The organism is Mobiluncus sp., assembly GCF_985070215.1.
On record NZ_CFKZQR010000010.1, the window covers coordinates 41,976 to 57,710 of the forward strand.

The 15,735-nt window shown below is 58.3% G+C and carries 14 protein-coding genes; 10 read left to right on the top strand and 4 right to left on the bottom strand.

The annotated features are described in order from the left end of the window. Positions 1-19 precede the first annotated feature (19 nt). From AC5LBQ_RS03585 to mobA, 6 genes are all read left to right on the top strand, one after another. A complete protein-coding gene (locus AC5LBQ_RS03585; RefSeq protein ID WP_493264654.1) occupies positions 20-1,321 on the top strand; it encodes an ABC transporter permease in 1,302 nt (433 codons plus the stop codon). Between the two features lie 6 nt (positions 1,322-1,327). After that, a complete protein-coding gene (locus AC5LBQ_RS03590; protein ID WP_493264655.1) occupies positions 1,328-2,491 on the top strand; it encodes an ABC transporter permease in 1,164 nt (387 codons plus the stop codon). Positions 2,492-2,498: 7 nt separating this feature from the next. Next, positions 2,499-3,239 carry an ABC transporter ATP-binding protein gene (locus AC5LBQ_RS03595; protein ID WP_321077604.1) on the top strand — a complete coding sequence of 247 codons (741 nt, stop codon included), beginning with the start codon at positions 2,499-2,501 and terminating at the stop codon, positions 3,237-3,239. Then, positions 3,232-3,660, top strand: a complete 429-nt coding sequence (locus AC5LBQ_RS03600; protein ID WP_493264656.1) for an FMN-binding protein — start codon at positions 3,232-3,234, stop codon at positions 3,658-3,660. Before AC5LBQ_RS03595 ends, AC5LBQ_RS03600 begins: the two co-directional genes overlap by 8 nt. Before the next feature lie 5 nt (positions 3,661-3,665). Next, on the top strand, positions 3,666-4,562 hold the full coding sequence (locus AC5LBQ_RS03605; RefSeq protein ID WP_493264657.1) for an FAD:protein FMN transferase: 897 nt from the start codon (positions 3,666-3,668) through the stop codon (positions 4,560-4,562). A 134-nt stretch (positions 4,563-4,696) separates the two neighbouring features. Further along, positions 4,697-5,332, top strand: a complete 636-nt coding sequence (gene mobA / locus AC5LBQ_RS03610; protein ID WP_493264658.1) for a molybdenum cofactor guanylyltransferase — start codon at positions 4,697-4,699, stop codon at positions 5,330-5,332. On the opposite strand, the gene AC5LBQ_RS03615 is transcribed toward mobA, so the two are convergent. The 3 genes from AC5LBQ_RS03615 to proC form a co-directional block, all read right to left on the bottom strand. Continuing rightward, entirely contained in the window at positions 5,294-6,532 is a 1,239-nt protein-coding gene (locus tag AC5LBQ_RS03615; RefSeq protein ID WP_493264659.1) for an ATP-binding protein, read from the bottom strand. The genes mobA and AC5LBQ_RS03615 overlap by 39 nt on opposite strands. A 174-nt stretch (positions 6,533-6,706) precedes the next feature. Then, positions 6,707-9,364, bottom strand: a complete 2,658-nt coding sequence (gene valS, locus AC5LBQ_RS03620) for a valine--tRNA ligase (protein WP_493264660.1) — start codon at positions 9,362-9,364, stop codon at positions 6,707-6,709. 84 nt (positions 9,365-9,448) lie between these two features. Further along, on the bottom strand, positions 9,449-10,261 hold the full coding sequence (proC, locus tag AC5LBQ_RS03625; protein ID WP_493264661.1) for a pyrroline-5-carboxylate reductase: 813 nt from the start codon (positions 10,259-10,261) through the stop codon (positions 9,449-9,451). A 126-nt stretch (positions 10,262-10,387) separates the two neighbouring features. On the opposite strand from proC, the gene AC5LBQ_RS03630 reads away from it, so the two are divergent. Together AC5LBQ_RS03630 and AC5LBQ_RS03635 are read left to right on the top strand one after the other, a co-directional pair. Next, on the top strand, positions 10,388-11,239 hold the full coding sequence (locus AC5LBQ_RS03630) for an SDR family oxidoreductase (protein ID WP_493264662.1): 852 nt from the start codon (positions 10,388-10,390) through the stop codon (positions 11,237-11,239). A 151-nt stretch (positions 11,240-11,390) separates the two neighbouring features. Beyond that, positions 11,391-12,821, top strand: coding sequence for an FAD-dependent oxidoreductase (locus AC5LBQ_RS03635; protein WP_491681171.1), 1,431 nt, complete (start codon positions 11,391-11,393; stop codon positions 12,819-12,821). A 4-nt stretch (positions 12,822-12,825) separates the two neighbouring features. Here the strand turns inward: AC5LBQ_RS03635 and AC5LBQ_RS03640 are convergent, their stop codons facing one another. Then, entirely contained in the window at positions 12,826-13,344 is a 519-nt protein-coding gene (locus AC5LBQ_RS03640; RefSeq protein ID WP_493264663.1) for a type III secretion system chaperone family protein, read from the bottom strand. A 145-nt stretch (positions 13,345-13,489) separates the two neighbouring features. Between AC5LBQ_RS03640 and AC5LBQ_RS03645 the strand changes: the two genes are divergently transcribed. Together AC5LBQ_RS03645 and AC5LBQ_RS03650 are read left to right on the top strand one after the other, a co-directional pair. Further along, positions 13,490-14,785, top strand: coding sequence for a DNA-methyltransferase (locus tag AC5LBQ_RS03645; protein ID WP_493264664.1), 1,296 nt, complete (start codon positions 13,490-13,492; stop codon positions 14,783-14,785). After that, positions 14,782-15,672 (top strand): HNH endonuclease family protein, encoded by an 891-nt coding sequence (locus tag AC5LBQ_RS03650; RefSeq protein WP_493264665.1) that lies wholly within the window; start codon positions 14,782-14,784, stop codon positions 15,670-15,672. The genes AC5LBQ_RS03645 and AC5LBQ_RS03650 overlap by 4 nt, the downstream gene beginning before the upstream one ends. Positions 15,673-15,735: the final 63 nt, after the last annotated feature.

Below are 15,735 nucleotides of genomic sequence, written 5' to 3' on the forward strand. Positions count from 1 at the left end.
CTCTAAGGTATAAGTTTCCATGTTCTTTTTCAGGATGATTTTCAAGGCGTTGCGCCGGCAGGTCGGCAAGCGCCTCATGATTGCGGTAACGATTTTCTTAGGGGCGGGGCTCACGACTTCCATGCTCGCGGTCATGCTGGACGTGGGGGACAAAATCAAGCAGGAACTTGGCTCTTACGGTGCCAATATCCAAGTGCTACCGCAAGGAAAATCCGTAGTTTCCCAACTCTATGACTTCGAGGATACGGATAGCTCGGCGAATTCCCAGTCCGGGGCGTTGCAGGAATCCGAGCTGGCGAAACTGAAAACCATTTTTTGGGCCTACAACATCGAAAACTTCGCTCCGTTCCTGGAAACCAAGGCCGATTTCTCAGGCCAAGACATTGATGTAGTCGGGACATGGTTCCGCAAAAAGCTGTCTATTCCCACGGGAGAAAAAGTCGATACCGGCATGGCAGATATGCGCGACTGGTGGGAAATTCAAGGCAGTTGGCCAAAGGCTCCCGACGAAGTCATGGTCGGAACGAAACTGGCCCAGCAGAACGCTTGGCACCTGGGGGATTCTCTCACCTTGAAACCCCCGCATGGGGAAACCGGTTCCGCGCCCAGCCAATCTTTGACCATCAGCGGCATTCTTACCTCCGGTTCCAATGAAGATCGGCAACTGTTTGCGGACTTGAGCGTAGCTCAGAGCCTCTCGAATCGTCCGGGCCAAGTCGATCGGGTCGAGGTGCGGGCTATCACCACGCCGGAAAATGATTTGTCCCGCCGTGCTGCCCGCGATCCCAGCTCACTGTCGCTGGAGGACTGGGAGACCTGGTACTGCACCGCTTACACGTCCTCAATCGCCTATCAGATTGAGGAAGTCATGAGCAACGCCGTAGCGACCCCCGTTCACCAAATCGCCGACAGCGAGGGCACGATTCTGGAAAAAACCCAGCTCATTATGACTTTGGTGGCGATTTTAGCCATGGCGGGGTCCGCTCTGGGCATCGCTAACTTGGTGACCGCTTCGGTGATGGAACGTTCCGCCGAGATTGGATTGATGAAAGCCTTGGGGGCGCGCAATCTGTTTGTGGTACTGATGATTCTGACGGAAACCTTCATCGTGAGCCTGGTCGGGGCCGCGTTCGGGTGCCTGGGCGGCATCGGTCTGGCCCAACTGGTCGGCCACCTGGTATTTGGGGTCAGTATCAATATCCGTCCGGTGGTGTTCCCCCTGATGGCGGTCATCGTAGGGCTGACGGTTTTGCTGGGCTGTTTACCTTCAATCCGGGCGTTGGTGACTTTGCAGCCGGCACGAGTCCTGCACAGAAAGTAGGCGGCAATGAACTCACACAAACGAATGTTCGTGCGCATCATCTGGAAAGCCTTTGCGCACCGCTTCTCTCGAGTTTTGATTGCTTCCCTAGCAATCGCGATGGGTGCTTCTACCCTCTCCGGGTTGGGGCTGGTGGCGGTGACGGTTCCCGATTATATCGCCAAGGAACTGCGCTCTTTTGGAGCAAACCTGGTGGTGCTGCCCCAGGGTTCCAACGTAATTACTCCGGAAACGGTGTCCGCCATCGACCGGCAGTGCGGCGAGAGCCTGTTGGGGCGGGCCGGCTACAGCTACGGTAACCTGCTCTATGGGCAACAGCCCGTTCCCCTCATGGTGACGAAATTTGCCGACGTCCGGTCAGTTCGACCCTACTGGTCAATCGAGGGGAAAGTGCCGCAGGGTAGCGAACAGATCCTGTTAGGCGTGAACCTCGCAGAAAAATTCCGTCTGCACGTCGGTGACCTGATTGGCCTGAAGGTGGCGCAGCTACGGGAAAACAACGATGAGCAGAACTCAGGAGACGTTAACCATTCCGGCAAACAGTTGGAAATATCTGGGCTGCTGCGCACCGGCGGTCCCGAGGACGACCTGGCGGTGTTGAGCCCAGACAGTTATACCGCTATGGGTGGGGTTGCCGACCACTATAGTTTGGTGGAATATTCCCTGAAAGGTGATACTGCCCAACTTAGCGCCTTAGCGAAAACTATCGAAAAAAAGGTCAACGGGATTGATGCTGAAGTCGTGCGTCGGACTACGCAAAATGAGACGCGCATCGCCCATACTCTAAGCAACCTAATTTGGGTGGTTAGTATTATTATTTCCGCCCTGATGCTCATTGCGGTATCCGCGACACTGAGTTCGATTGTTTCGGAACGCGCCCGCGAGATCGGATTGAAAAAAGCCTTGGGGGCTTTGAGTAAGGACGTATTCACGGAGCTAATCGGAGAGTCGATACTATTAGGGCTGTTCGGAGGCTTCTTAGGGGTGCTGCTGGGAATTGGACTGGCGGATTACATATTGCAAAAAGTTTTCCTGGCACGAGTAGAAATCAACTGGATAATTATAGTCCTCACAATTGTGTTTTCGGTAGCGGTAGCGGTTATCGGTTCTCTGTGGCCGGCTAAACGTATTGCCCGGATTAATCCTATAAACGTTCTTGGTGGAGAGTGAGAATGCTATGGCAGATAATAATGATGAACAATTGATTTATCGAGTCGAGAATGTGTCTCGAAAATACGGCGAGTTGGCGGCGCTGGATAATGTCAGCCTGGACGTGGCCCGAGGCGAGTGGCTCTCGGTAGTGGGACCTTCCGGTTCGGGCAAGTCGACCTTGATGAACATTTTGGGCTGCCTGGATTCTCCCACCGAAGGACTGGTTTACCTGGAGGGGGAGCGTCTGGACAAGATGGGCGAGCTGGAATTGGCCGCAGTGCGCCGCCGCAAGATTGGTCTAATCTTTCAACAGTTCCACCTGGTCAAGCACCTTTCCGCGGTGGAAAACGTGATGATGGCCCAGTACTACCACTCCCTACCCGATGAAGCCGAGGCAATGGAGGCACTAGACCGGGTGGGCATGTCCGCTCGCGCCACCCACCTCCCTCATGAACTATCCGGAGGAGAGCAGCAGCGCGTGTGCGTGGCTCGTGCCCTCATCAACCACCCTTCTGTCATTTTGGCGGACGAACCGACCGGAAACCTCGACGAGGCAAACGAAAACATCGTTATCGACTTCTTTTCGCAGCTGCACCGGGAGGGCACCACCCTGCTGGTCGTAACCCATGATGCCAACGTAGCTCGGCAAGGTCAGCGTCAAATCATTTTGGAACACGGAAAAATCGTCAGCGAGGTAAAAAATCAGCCGCAAAATTCCACAACAGGCACGCCGGAAACGTCGGAAACAGGAGGGAAAGATGCGTAAAACGACCGCGGGGGCATTGCTCGCTATCGGTATGGTCGCTCTGAGTGGCTGTGCGACTTACCCAGCGGCCTCAACGTTGCCCGATGGGCAATATGCGGGCAGCTCACAGCCCGAAACGGACGGCACTATCGGCAAAGTCCGCTTTACGATTAAGAACGGTCAGGTGGTTGAAGCAGAGTTCCGTCTCTATGACAAAGACGGGACGGAACACGACGAAAATTACGGCAAGACCGCCAGCGGCACGGTAGACACGGAGTTCTATCAGCGCGCTCAAGACGCTATCAGCGCCGAACAGAGCTATGTACAACAGTTCCAAAAGACCGGAGACCAAAATCAGGTCGATCGGGTGGCCGGGGCGTCCTTGTCACATCGGTTGTTCCTCGACGCGGTACAGGCAGCTATGGACACCGCACAAAAGTAGGCGTTGTGCATCTCTCGCAGACTATGCACGGAGAAACCACGATGGCCTTTGCCGCGATGGGAACGCTGGTGACGGTCTCGTGGCGCAGCGCTCCCCAGGTCGCGGAGGTCCTCCGGGTGAGCCTGCCGCAAAGGGTGGCGCAGTTGGAGGACGACTTGTCGCGGTTTCGGGCGGATTCACCCGTGAGCCGCTTGAACACCGAGTGGATCAATGTCGGACCGCATTGTGCTGCGGTGTTTCGGGCTGCTCGGGATTGGTCGCAGCGCACCGGGGGGTTCTTTAAACTATTCCCGTGCTTGGGATTGGGTGCCGAAACGCTCCAACTGCGGGGCGAACAGGCTCGTCTCACCGATAGAGCGGGGGCTGGGGGCCTGGATTTGGGAGGTATCGCTAAAGGCTACGCGGCCGCGCACCTGGCTTCCCTCATTGCACAATCGGGCGGCAGCGACATCTTGGTGTCCTTCGGGGGTTCGTCAATTGTGGCACCGGACCGCCGAGCCACCATCAGAGTGCAATCGCCCTGGACAGGCCGGGAATTCCTAGGAAACCTGCAAATAGAAAATGAGTCCCTCTCCTTTTCCGCACTACCGCAAACGGATATTGTCCCCAGTCTGGTGCGCAGCCACATTCGCGGTCTGGACGGGCAACTCGCGTTTACCGATATTTGCGCGGCACTTGTGGTGGGACCTGACGCGATGGATTGCGAGGCCCTCTCAACGGCGCTGATTGCGGGAGGCACCCCCCTGCTGCATGAACTGACTCAAAAGGACGTTTTGGGTGCGGCATATCGCGCCCTCGCCATGACTTCCAACGGGAGGGTGTTTTCCGACCCCGCGCTACAGTTGAGTATTACGTTAGATTTGCCCGAACCGTTGCCGCTGCGCCGCGCGCCGGGGGACTGACAACGCTACGGGATGGTCGCGACCCACCGGCTTGTGCCCGGTCGGTAGCCAAACCAAAGTTCGGCACAGAGCCTACAATTTACCTAAACGCTCCCGAGAGAGAGCGCGAAACCCAGGAGGCGGACTGAACGTAAATGTGTAACTGTGCAGGAAACCTCGCGGTCGTGCCGGACGCGGTGGTGATTTTGGCAGGAGGGACCGCGAAACGTTTGGGCGGGATGTCCAAACCCGATTATCGCTTGGGAGGCACCAGGCTCATTGACTGGGTTTTTGCCGAAATCGAGCGCACTAGGTTCTCCGGTCGGGAGGTCGTGGTCGCGCCCGAACGCCTGTCGGTTCCTCCCGGGGTAGTGCTGACGTTGGAAGATCCCCCTCTGGGCGGACCGCTGGCGGGCCTCAATGCCGGGGTGTCTCAGTTGGGGGACCTGCCGGATTCTGCGGTCGTGGCGGTCATGCCTTGTGATGCACCGCTGACCCCAAGATTGTGGGGGAACCTGTGTACGCAATTAGAGGGCTGCGCCGGGGCGGCGCCGCTGACGGACGATGGCGAAACGCGACTCCAGTACCTGCACGGTTGCTACCGGCTGGACGCCTTGCGGGGACTGCCCCAAGTTCGCAACCGGTCAATCCGCAGCGGTTTTTCCCGCCTGGAGGTGGCTGCAGTGGCGGACCCGCAGCATTATTGCATGGACGTCGACACGCCCGAAGACGCACGTAAACTGGCGGCGCGCCTAGAAATCCCCCCCGCCGTTGAGCAGGGCGCCCGCTAGAAAGTCAGCAGCGTTGAGATGTTGCACAGCTCCGGTGTTGAGCGGGAGACGGTCCATGGTTAAGAGTGTGCAGCTGGAACCGGGGGGTAGGGCTTCGAACGGTCGCAGTTCCCGAGCCAGGGTTGTGGAATCCAAGACGGTCAAAGCAACTTGGATGTAGCGGTTTTCGCCTTCGTGCGTGGCGAAGAAATCGATTTCCCCTTTCGGGGTGTCCGCGCTGGAGACCTGGTAACCGCGTCGGAGCAATTCTAGGAACACCATGTTTTCCAAGTCATGACCAGTGTTTGACTGTTTGTGCCCCAACAGAACATCGCGTAACCCCGGATCTATGAAATAGTATTTTCCGCCGGTGCGGAGCCATTGTCCTCCGCGCGTTTGGTAGCGGCGACACGGGTAAAACATATGAGCATCGACCATCAGACCTAAAAAACGGTCCACGCTTTGCGGTGAAACTTTGATACCTTGCGATTCCAGGCGGGTCGCAATCCGTCCTGGTGAAATCGGCGAGCCGGCGTTGTCAAACACGAAACGTGCCACTTTCATGAAAGTATCGGTATCACGCAGCTGTCCCCGAGTCACGATGTCGCGCGCGAAAATAGAGTCGAACACGCTGTTCATGGCTTGGTTGCGGACTTTGGGGTTAGTCATCAGGGCGGGTGCCGGCAGGGTAGCGCGCATCCACTGCGCATAGGCCTGCTCAGGCGGGGTGGAGTCTGGAACTTGGGTGAAATTGCGGTATTCCCCTAGAGAGAGCGGTAAAACGTCCACGGCGATATAGCGACCTGCCAAATAGGTGAGGCCCTCTCCTGCAAACAGAGAAGCATTCGAGCCCGTCACCGTAATTCTGAGATTGTACTTTTCCCTCAGAGAGTTCAACACTCGCGCCCAATCATCGAGTTCTTGGGCTTCGTCAATATGCAAAAAGCGGATACCCTGTTCCTCGACCGCGCGCTGCACGGAACTGTGGAACGTCCTCGCGTCGCGCAACCGGTCTTGTGAAAGATCCTCGAAATTCACGCTCATTATCTGAGTCGGCTTGATTCCTTGCTTGACCAGATAATCTTCGTAAAGAGCCAGCAGAGAGGACTTTCCGCTACGGCGCACTCCCGTCAGGATACGCACTAAATTCTGTGCAGAATCCTCTGCGTCTATGGCCTGCAACTGATGCAGGTAGGAATCTCGAGGAATCAGTTTATTCATATTTATGAAGTATAGTTCATTTTTTATCCAATTTTGATGGATTTATGAACTATAGTTCATTTTTCTAGATGGTTTTGGTGATGAGTTTCCGGCGCTGGTGGGCGTAAAGTCGTCTCGCCTCGTGGCAACGTCGAGGCGAGCGCAAGGGGACTGTTCCCGGGCTAGAGCGGGAAACTATTTTGCCGGTTTTGCCGGTTTTACCGGGGGCTCGCCCAGCTCGGCGGCGCTGACCTGCGGGGATTCGACCTCGCCAGCAACGAACTCCAGCTTGCCCTCCACGTGGTTGGCTGCCACCAAGTCGGCGCGAGCCGCCTCGGCACACGCTACATCGGGCTCGGGGAAAGTCACGGTGGCGTGCAAGAACGGGGTGCGCTGAGACACTTTGGCATCCGACTTGACCTTGCGTAGGGCCGACAGCGCTCCTCCTGCCGCCTGTAGCACCTGGGGATTACCACTCACGCTATCCAAGCCATCCGTGCTGGGCCAAGCCGCCCGATGCACCGAACCGGTTCGATACCAGGACCACACTTCCTCAGTGGTGAAAGGCAGGAACGGCGCGAGCAGGCGCACCACGTTATCAATCGCTAGTGCCAGGGTCGTGCGTGCGGAGGCGACCGCGGCGCTATCGGCCGCCGGATCCTTGCCGTAAGCGCGATCCTTGACCAGCTCCAAGTAATCATCACACAGCGTCCAGAAGAAACTCTCGGTCACTTCCAGGGCACGAGCATGGTTCATTTCCTCGAAAGCCTTGGTTGCGGAGGCGATGACTTCCGCTAGGGTGGCAATCAAAGACCGGTCTACCTCGATCGTTACCAGCGCCGGATCCAGGACCAGGTCGGCGTCCCCGCCCATGGAGAGTGCGAACTTCGACGCGTTCAACAGTTTGATGGCCAAACGCCGCCCGACCTTCATCTCACCCTCGTCAAAGGCCGCGTCCGTCCCCAGCCGGGCCGAGGCCGCCCAGTAGCGCACTGCGTCGGAAGAGTGCTTTTCCAGCAGCCCCATCGGGGTCACTACGTTGCCTTTGGACTTGGACATCTTTTTGTGATCAGGATCCAAAATCCAGCCCGAAATCGCGGCTTGGCGCCACGGCAGAGTGTCAAACTCCAGGTGGGAGCGCACCACGGTCGAGAACAGCCAGGTGCGAATAATGTCTTGACCTTGGGGACGCAAGTCCATCGGGAAAGTCGCCGCAAACAGCTTTTCGTCCCGCCCAAAACCCGAATAAATTTCGGGAGTCAGGCTAGAGGTCGCCCAGGTGTCCATAATGTCGACTTCCGCCACGAAACCGCCTGGCACGCCACGCTGAGATTCATCGAATCCGGCGGGCGTATCCGTGGTCGGATCGATAGGCAGCACGTCCTCACTGGGCAAAATCGGGTGGTCAAAGTCCGTTTCACCAGAGTCCTTGACCGGATACCACAGGGGCAGCGGCACCCCAAAGAAACGCTGGCGGGAAATGAGCCAGTCGGTATTCAAACCGTTGACCCAGTTCTCGTAGCGAACCCGCATGAAATCGGGCACAAAGTCCAGTTCACGTCCGCGAGCCAACAGTTCCTCGCGCAGATCCGTGCCTCCCGCGGTGCGGGCATAAGGCTGGCCGCCGTTGCGGATGTACCACTGGCGTGAAGTCACGATCTCCAGCGGCTTGTCACCTTTTTCGTAAAAGTTCGTCATACGCTGGGTCGGTTTCGGATCCCCCAGCATCTCCCCGGATTCCCGCAATGCCTCGACGATAGCTTTCCGGGCAGAGAACGTCGTTTTCCCGGCGGTTTCCTGGTACAGCGCCCGACCGCGCTCGGAAGTAATCCAATCCGGCACGTCAGGAATAATCCGACCGTCCTTGCGCAGAATAACTCGGGTCGGCAGCTGCAAATCTCGCCACCAATCCACGTCCACCAGGTCGCCGAAAGTACAGCACATGGCGATACCCGAACCCTTGTCCATCTCGGCCTCGGGATGAGCCAACACGGGAACCCGCACGTCAAACCCTGGTGACGTGACATAGGTACCGAACATATCGGCGTAACGTTCATCGTCGGGGTGGGCAATCAGCGCGCAGCACGCCCCCAGCAGTTCCGGACGGGTCGTCTCGATAACGATGTCGCCCTTGCCGTCCTCGCGGTGGAACGCAAAAGAATGGTAGGAGCCGGGATAGTCGCGCGCTTCCAGCTCGGCTTGTGCCACCGCGGTCTGGAACGTGACGTCCCACAGACCCGGCGCTTCGGCCGCGTACACCTCGCCGCGAGCAAAGTTACGCAGGAAAAACGTCTGCGCCACCTTTTGCGCAGACTTACCAATAGTCTGCATCGTGTAGGACCAGTCGATAGACAGCCCCAGCGTCCGCCAGAGTTCCTCAAACTGTTTTTCGTCCTCAGCGGTCAAGCGTTCGCACAGTTCCACGAAATTTTTGCGGCTAATCGGCACCTGGTCGGCGTTTTTGATGGACTTGCCTTCTCCGCCCTCATACGGCGGAGTGAAATCAGGCACGTAGGGCAGGGACGGGTCGCAGCGCACCCCGAAATAGTTTTGCACCCGGCGCTCGGTCGGCAGACCGTTGTCGTCCCAGCCCATCGGGTAAAACACGTTCTTGCCGCGCATCCGCTGGTAACGCGCCACCAAATCCGTGTGTGTGTAGGAAAACACGTGACCGACGTGCAGCGAGCCAGACACGGTGGGCGGCGGGGTATCGATAGAGTAAACGGCTTCCCGGGTAGTGTCCGGGTCAAAAGCGTAGGTCTGCGTCTGCGCCCACACCTCGCGCCATTTGTCCTCAATCCCGTCCAGGGTCGTCTTTGCTGGTACGCTCGGAGCTTTCAGTCTCTCGGTCATCGTTTTCCTTTTATCGTCGTGATTTACCTGCAATAGTCTACCCGCTCGCGTTCCCGCTACCCTAACGCGTTCGGTGGGGTGGGGTTATTTCTGGGTCGCTTTGGCGTCCCCGGCCATAGCGCCTTCAACCATGTGTACTACGGCCCGTGAAAATCCCGCGTCCTCGCCCGCCAGCAAACCGGCGATGGTGGAGCCGCCAGGGGAACACACTCTATCGACCAGCTGGCCGGGGTGAGCGCCCTTTTCCAAACCGTCTTGCAGCATGAGGGCGGAGCCCAGCAGCATCTGGGTCGCGGACTCAATGGCCGCAGCCTTTGTCAGCCCCGCCGCCACACCGGCTTTCGCCAAGGCTTCCACGTAGGTATAAGTCCAGGCGGGGGCGCAACCAGCAATGGCGGTAAACGCGGGGAACAAGGATTCCTCCAGCTCGACCGTGCGGCCCACCGCGTTGAACAGGCCCAGGGCGTACTGCTTTTGTTCCGGGGTTACCGCCGCGTTCGCGCACAAGGCCGACATGGCGGCGTTGACCTGTGCGTTCAGGTTTGGCATGACCCGCACAATGGGGGTGTCCGGGGACAACCAGCTCTCCAGATGGTCCAGCCCGACCCCTCCGGCGATGGAAATGACCAGCTTGCCTCCCAGTTCCGGGGCGATTTCGGTGAGGACCGTGCCGATATGTTTCGGTTTCACCGCAATGACCACCGCGTCAACTGACCCGACCAGTTCCCGGTTAGAAGCCACCTGCTGGGCTCCGAACTCTTTGGTCAGCGGGTGTTCACCCGGGGTTACGCCGAAATCAGAAAAACTCAGGTCACAGGCCTTGACGAAGTCATGTTTGAGAGCCCCCGCCGCAATCGCCGAGCCCATGGCACCCATTCCAATAAAACCGAGTTTCATCTTGCCTCTTTTCCTGATTTGCGCGGTTTTCCTCGGCGTTCAGAGCAAACCGCCGGAGTCGTTTTCCTATAGGCTAAGTCTATAGCGTGGCTCTGTAGCCAAAAATTCTGGAAAGGTGACCGAAAGATGAGCATCACACCCGGACCCGTAAAGCCGTCCTCACACCCTCTTGACCCCCAAAGTTTTGGAATTACAGTTCCCGAAACGCGACCGGCCCGCCAGCCGGGACGAGTGCTGGTGACCGGGGCTTCTACCGGAATCGGGTGGGAAACCGTGAAACAGCTGTGTTCCTGCGGGTGGGAGGTGTTGGCGACCGCCCGGCGCGCCGAAAGGCTGGCCGCACTGGCTTATGAGACGGGCTGCGCGGCTTTTGCCGCTGACCTGACCATTCCTGAGCACGTCCAGGCGCTGTTCGAGTGGGCCACCGCCGAGGGACAGGTCGTTGATGCGGTGGTCAACAATGCCGGGGGCGCGCGCGGCACCGACACCGTAATGGAGGCAAAGCTGGAGCGGTGGAAAACCATGTACAGCATCAACGTTTTGTCTTCCCTGCAGGTCACCCAGGCTTTCCTGCCGCAAATGTTGGCTCACGGGGGTGGGGATTTGGTGTTCGTCACCTCGACTGCCGGTCACGAGACGTACCCGGGCGGGGCGGGTTATACCGCCGCCAAACACGCCGAGGCGATGCTGCCCGAGACGCTGCGCCTGGAGTTGGTGGGTCAGCCGATTCGGATTATCGAGATTATGCCCGGATTGGTGCAAACCCCGGAATTTTCCCTGTCGCGCCTGGAGGACAAGGCTGCGGCGGAGGGCGTTTATGCCGGGGTGGACTATCCGCTGGTGGGGGCCGATATCGCCCAAGCTATTGTGTGGACCTTGAACTTGCCGGCGCACGTGAATATCGACCAGCTGAAAATCAAGCCTGTGGAACAAGCCACCAGCACCATCAAAGTCCGCCTGGACAATTCAGCCAGGTGAACCATGGCCCGGATTGTTGTCATAGGAGCCGGTTGGCGTGCCGACAGCGAGCTCAGCAAGTGTGTGTCGGCGCGTGGTGGTGTGGAGCCGGTGAAAAAACGTTGCGGGGCAACGTTTTCGGCGGAACTCCTGAAAAGAAAAGGATACTAAGATGGCACGTATTGTTGTCATAGGCGCGGGAATGGCCGGCCACTCCACAGCCCTCGGCTTAAAACACCGCCTGAAAGACGACCACGATGTCATCGTCATCAGCCCCGGCTCGGCTTGGACGAATCCAGATGTCATGGCCCAGATTGCCTCCGGCCTGCAACCGGTGCATCGGCAAGCTGTCCCGCTCGGTCCGCTTTACCGGCGCAAAGGCATTATTTTTCACCAAGGCATGGCTACTGCGGTTTACCCCAAAGGCTACCGTGACGACCCTCGTCCCCAGGTCCAACTGACTTTTACCGGCTCACACCTGGAGGGTCAAGTTGCGCGGGTGCCCTACGATTACCTGGTCATTGCCACCGGACACGATATCGATCGAGTAGCGGGCATTCCCGCGGAAGCGACCACGGTGCCGACCTGTGTCTTGGACCGCCTGGACAGTGCCATCGCGGGGGAAGCGGAACTGCGCAGACTGCTGTTTGAACTGCAGGATTCCCCGGTGGGAGGCAAACCGAAAGTCATCGCTATCGGTCGTTCCGCTCGCGGCATGGGCGGCTTTTACGGGGCGCTGGAATATGCCCTGTGCGTGGACGAGGTGCTGCGGGCCGCTTTTCTGCGCTCGCGGGTGGAACTGCACTTTTTCGATGCGGGACGGCCGTGGATGTACGGCCACACCGACGACCCGAAGATGGAAGAGGACATGCAGACCGCCCTGGTGCATCTCATCGATACGCACCGCCTGATTCTGCACAAAGATATGCGTCTGGCTTCGATCAATGGGCGAAGAGTCAGGTTCGTTCCGGTACACGGCGAGGGCCAGCCCGGAGAGATGGAATGTGATTTGGTGGCGGTGGAGGCGGCGCGGGTCCTCACGCCCTTGGCAGTGCATGACGCGAACGGAGCTGATCTGCGCGAGGATCTCTATGACGGCTGGGGGCGGCTACGGGTGGACGCAAAGACCCAGCAAAACGCTTCCGGTCAGGTAGTGACGGTGCTGCCGCGAACTTTCCGCAATCCCACGTATCGCAATATTTTCGGGATTGGTTCGGCTATCGCTATGGACACGCGCGAACTCACCACGGATAGCGATTCCGTCCCGGCACCCGTCCCGATGCAGACTCGCGACATGGCTCACTTGATGAGCCGCCAGGTCACGGATTTGATTATTGAGGAACTGACCGGCCAGAGAAACAAAGTGTTGCCCGAAACCTTGGAAGAAATCGAATCAGTGTTGAGTTTGTGTTGGGATTATGGGCTGATTTCTCCGCGGGGTTTCTATGCGGAGCTGACCTACCCAAAGAAGAGCAAAGATGCTGCCCGGCAGGTTCTGCGGGTGCGCCACGGTTTGGGATCCTATTGGTCGGTGCGGATGGAACGTTTCTTGGAGCGTTACCGAGCCAAAGGCCGCGCCCTGTGGTGGTTGCTGCCCAGCTAAAAGCCTATTCGGAATCTTCGTCCGGTTCCGGCATCGCGTTGGGGAGCTGCTCGGCCAGATGCTCAAAGAAATCCTCGCTGGATTCCAAGGCACAACGTACCTGTTCGTCCAGCTGTGCGTCCGTCAAGCCGGTACGCCAGCTGATGGGCAGTTCCGTATGCACGTAGACTTCGCGATCCTCGGTCACTCGCGCGTAGGCTTTCGGCCAGTAATAATCCGTGTTCCAACGGTTACAAATCGAGTTAATCAGGATGAAATCGTCTAGTTCCGGTTCTCCGCGCCAAGTGCCGCGCACGCAGAGGATAGTGTCCTTTTCCCCGGTTACTTGAAAGTAATAGATGCCGTTTTGCCAAGCCCCGCCCACGTCACCTTCGTGGTTGACCTGGTAACTCCAGTTGTGTCCTTCCAAGACTTTCTTAACCCGGTCACGGGTCAGGTTGGGCAGCCTATTGACGGAAAAAGGCACGTTGTCGAACGGTGATTCAAAGGGGTTATCGAACAAACCCCCACTGTCCTCACTCATGACCCGTTTCCTCCCGCTTGGCTGTGAATCCCATTTTAGCCGATTGCGCCATGCCCTGCCGCGGAATTTCTCTGGGGGTGAAAAGCATGGCTTCCCTCCGGAAGTGGGGGGTTATTGCCGGCTGAGCCGCCCACAGTAGGATGGGATGGTGCAGGAAAAACCCCCGGAACTGGCTTTGACGTGGCGCGGAAAACACGAAGTGACACTGGCCACGCCCCGGCCCTACGTCCGAGCTGAGCACTATCGTGAAATGCTTGGGGGCGAAGTCGCGACATCGCAGTGCGAAAACCGCCTCTATGTCGGGGAAAACTTGCAGGTCATGAGCGGATTATTGCCCCAATATGAGGGCAGCGTCGACTGTATCTATATTGATCCGCCGTTTAACTCCGGGGCGGATTATGTGCAACAGATTCGGACGCACCGCCGGGCTGGCCCGAAACGCACCATCGCTGTAAAACAATACGGCGACCGCTGGCAAACCGCGGACTACCTGCAAAATCTGTACGAGAGACTGACGGTGCTACGGCGATTTTTGTCGCCAACAGGAACGATTTTTGTCCACTGTGATTGGCATTCCTCCGCCGCGTTGCGCCTGGTCCTGGACGAGGTGTTCGGGGCAAATAGCCTGGTCAACGAGATTGTGTGGGCTTACGCTTCGGGCGGGGGATCGCGGCGGGCTTTCGGCCACAAACACGACACCATCCTGTTTTATGCCCGCGACCGGCGCCGCTACTTTTTCGACCCCGACGCGGTGCGGGTGGCTTATAACGCAACCATAGCCCCGAAACGTCGCGAACTGTTCAACCCGCAGGGTATGGTCGCCCCCGATGTTTGGCAGATTTCCCGGCCGCCAAATCATTCTGAAACCTGGGTGGGGTATCCGACCCAAAAGCCAGTGGAAGTCATGCAACGTGCCATCGCCGCGGCGTGCCCGCCGGGGGGACTGGTGATGGACTGCTTCGCCGGATCTGGCTCCACTCTGGTGGCGGCAGCCCAACTGGGGCGACGTTTCCTGGGGATAGAGCGCAATAGTTTGGGGATGCATCTGGCCCGGCGGCGCCTGGTGCAAGCCGGAGTCGGCTTTGAAGTGTGGCGTGATTCCGCTTCCTGGAGTGCCAACCGAATCCTGCCGGGCTTGGAGTCATTGGGCCGAGAAGTCGAAACCCGCCTCGCGAAGCTGGATGCCGCGGTGGCAACAGATACCACTGAGGACGATGTGACCGGCCAATCCGACAAACTGAATTGGATGGAGCTGGTGGATTGGGTGGCCCTAGACCCGGATTTTGCCGGTTTTACCGCCGGAGTTTTCACGCCTCAGTCCGTGGTGGCACCGTCACGAGACACCGTCGTTGATTTTGCCGACTTCGGGGACAGCCCTCGCGGTGTGGGGCTGGTGGCAGATGTGACCGGGCAAGATTACTTCGTTAGGCTGGAAGCATGAGCAAACAGAACAAAACTGGTCAGGGTGCCACACCGGAGGAAAACCGCGGTCTGGAACCGGAAACTCCGCAGGTAGCGCCTTGGGACGGGTGGTTTGGCAAGAGTTCAAACCGTAACCAGCGGGGACGCAACTTGGCTCTGGCGGCGTTCGCCGTGGTGGCCGTGACCGGTTTGGGCACTCAGTTTGTTGGGGATGACGGCTGGTTCTTCGGGCTCATCGGCAGCGACCAGACCCATTCCGCCAGCCAATCCGGGAACGCCGGGGACCAGACTCGTGACACCGCCGCCGGAAAAAATGCGGGAGCCCCAGCCAGGGACGTGTTGGACACTTTGGAAGTACGCGACAAAGACCCTTTCCGCGATTTTGATCGCGAGCAGCTGTTCGGCAAGGGGTGGCTGGACCTCGATGGCGACGATTGCAATACCCGCAACGAAGTGTTGGCTCGCGACCTAGAGGACGTCGAATACCGGGCGGCTACGAACAACACTCCTGCTCACTGCGTGGTACAAAGCGGAGTTTTGCACGATAAATACACCGGGGAAACCATTGATTTCAGGCGGTCGCAGGAAACCTCTGACGCGGTCCAGATTGATCACGTGGTGGCGTTGGGTAACGTGTGGCGTACTGGAGGTCAGCAGCTCAGCCAGCAGGAACGCGAAGCCATCGCCAACGATCCGCTGAACTTGGAAGCGGTAAAAGGCCAGGCCAATCAGGATAAACAATCGCAAGATGCGTCCGAATGGTTGCCGCCCGCACGCGATTATCGCTGCGCTTACGTGGCGCGTCAGATTGCGGTGAAAGCGAAATACGGGCTGTGGGTGACCCCGGCAGAGAAACAGGCCATGATGGGGGTGCTGAAAGAGTGTCCGGAAGAGCCAATTCCATAGGTATCAAATTGGAATCGGGGATTATAAGGGGAGAATAGCCGGGTAGCTGCCAATAATGGCAGC

What these genes read in the sequence shown, in the direction of transcription:
- AC5LBQ_RS03590 (WP_493264655.1), top strand. Translation starts at nt 1,328, where the DNA reads ATGAACTCACACAAACGAATGTTCGTGCGCATCATCTGGAAAGCCTTT.
- AC5LBQ_RS03600 (WP_493264656.1), top strand. Translation starts at nt 3,232, where the DNA reads ATGCGTAAAACGACCGCGGGGGCATTGCTCGCTATCGGTATGGTCGCT.
- AC5LBQ_RS03635 (WP_491681171.1), top strand. Translation starts at nt 11,391, where the DNA reads ATGGCACGTATTGTTGTCATAGGCGCGGGAATGGCCGGCCACTCCACA.
- AC5LBQ_RS03595 (WP_321077604.1), top strand. Translation starts at nt 2,499, where the DNA reads ATGGCAGATAATAATGATGAACAATTGATTTATCGAGTCGAGAATGTG.
- mobA (WP_493264658.1), top strand. Translation starts at nt 4,697, where the DNA reads ATGTGTAACTGTGCAGGAAACCTCGCGGTCGTGCCGGACGCGGTGGTG.
- AC5LBQ_RS03645 (WP_493264664.1), top strand. Translation starts at nt 13,490, where the DNA reads ATGGTGCAGGAAAAACCCCCGGAACTGGCTTTGACGTGGCGCGGAAAA.
- AC5LBQ_RS03630 (WP_493264662.1), top strand. Translation starts at nt 10,388, where the DNA reads ATGAGCATCACACCCGGACCCGTAAAGCCGTCCTCACACCCTCTTGAC.
- valS (WP_493264660.1), bottom strand. Translation starts at nt 9,364, where the DNA reads ATGACCGAGAGACTGAAAGCTCCGAGCGTACCAGCAAAGACGACCCTG.
- proC (WP_493264661.1), bottom strand. Translation starts at nt 10,261, where the DNA reads ATGAAACTCGGTTTTATTGGAATGGGTGCCATGGGCTCGGCGATTGCG.
- AC5LBQ_RS03640 (WP_493264663.1), bottom strand. Translation starts at nt 13,344, where the DNA reads ATGAGTGAGGACAGTGGGGGTTTGTTCGATAACCCCTTTGAATCACCG.
- AC5LBQ_RS03650 (WP_493264665.1), top strand. Translation starts at nt 14,782, where the DNA reads ATGAGCAAACAGAACAAAACTGGTCAGGGTGCCACACCGGAGGAAAAC.
- AC5LBQ_RS03585 (WP_493264654.1), top strand. Translation starts at nt 20, where the DNA reads ATGTTCTTTTTCAGGATGATTTTCAAGGCGTTGCGCCGGCAGGTCGGC.
- AC5LBQ_RS03615 (WP_493264659.1), bottom strand. Translation starts at nt 6,532, where the DNA reads ATGAATAAACTGATTCCTCGAGATTCCTACCTGCATCAGTTGCAGGCC.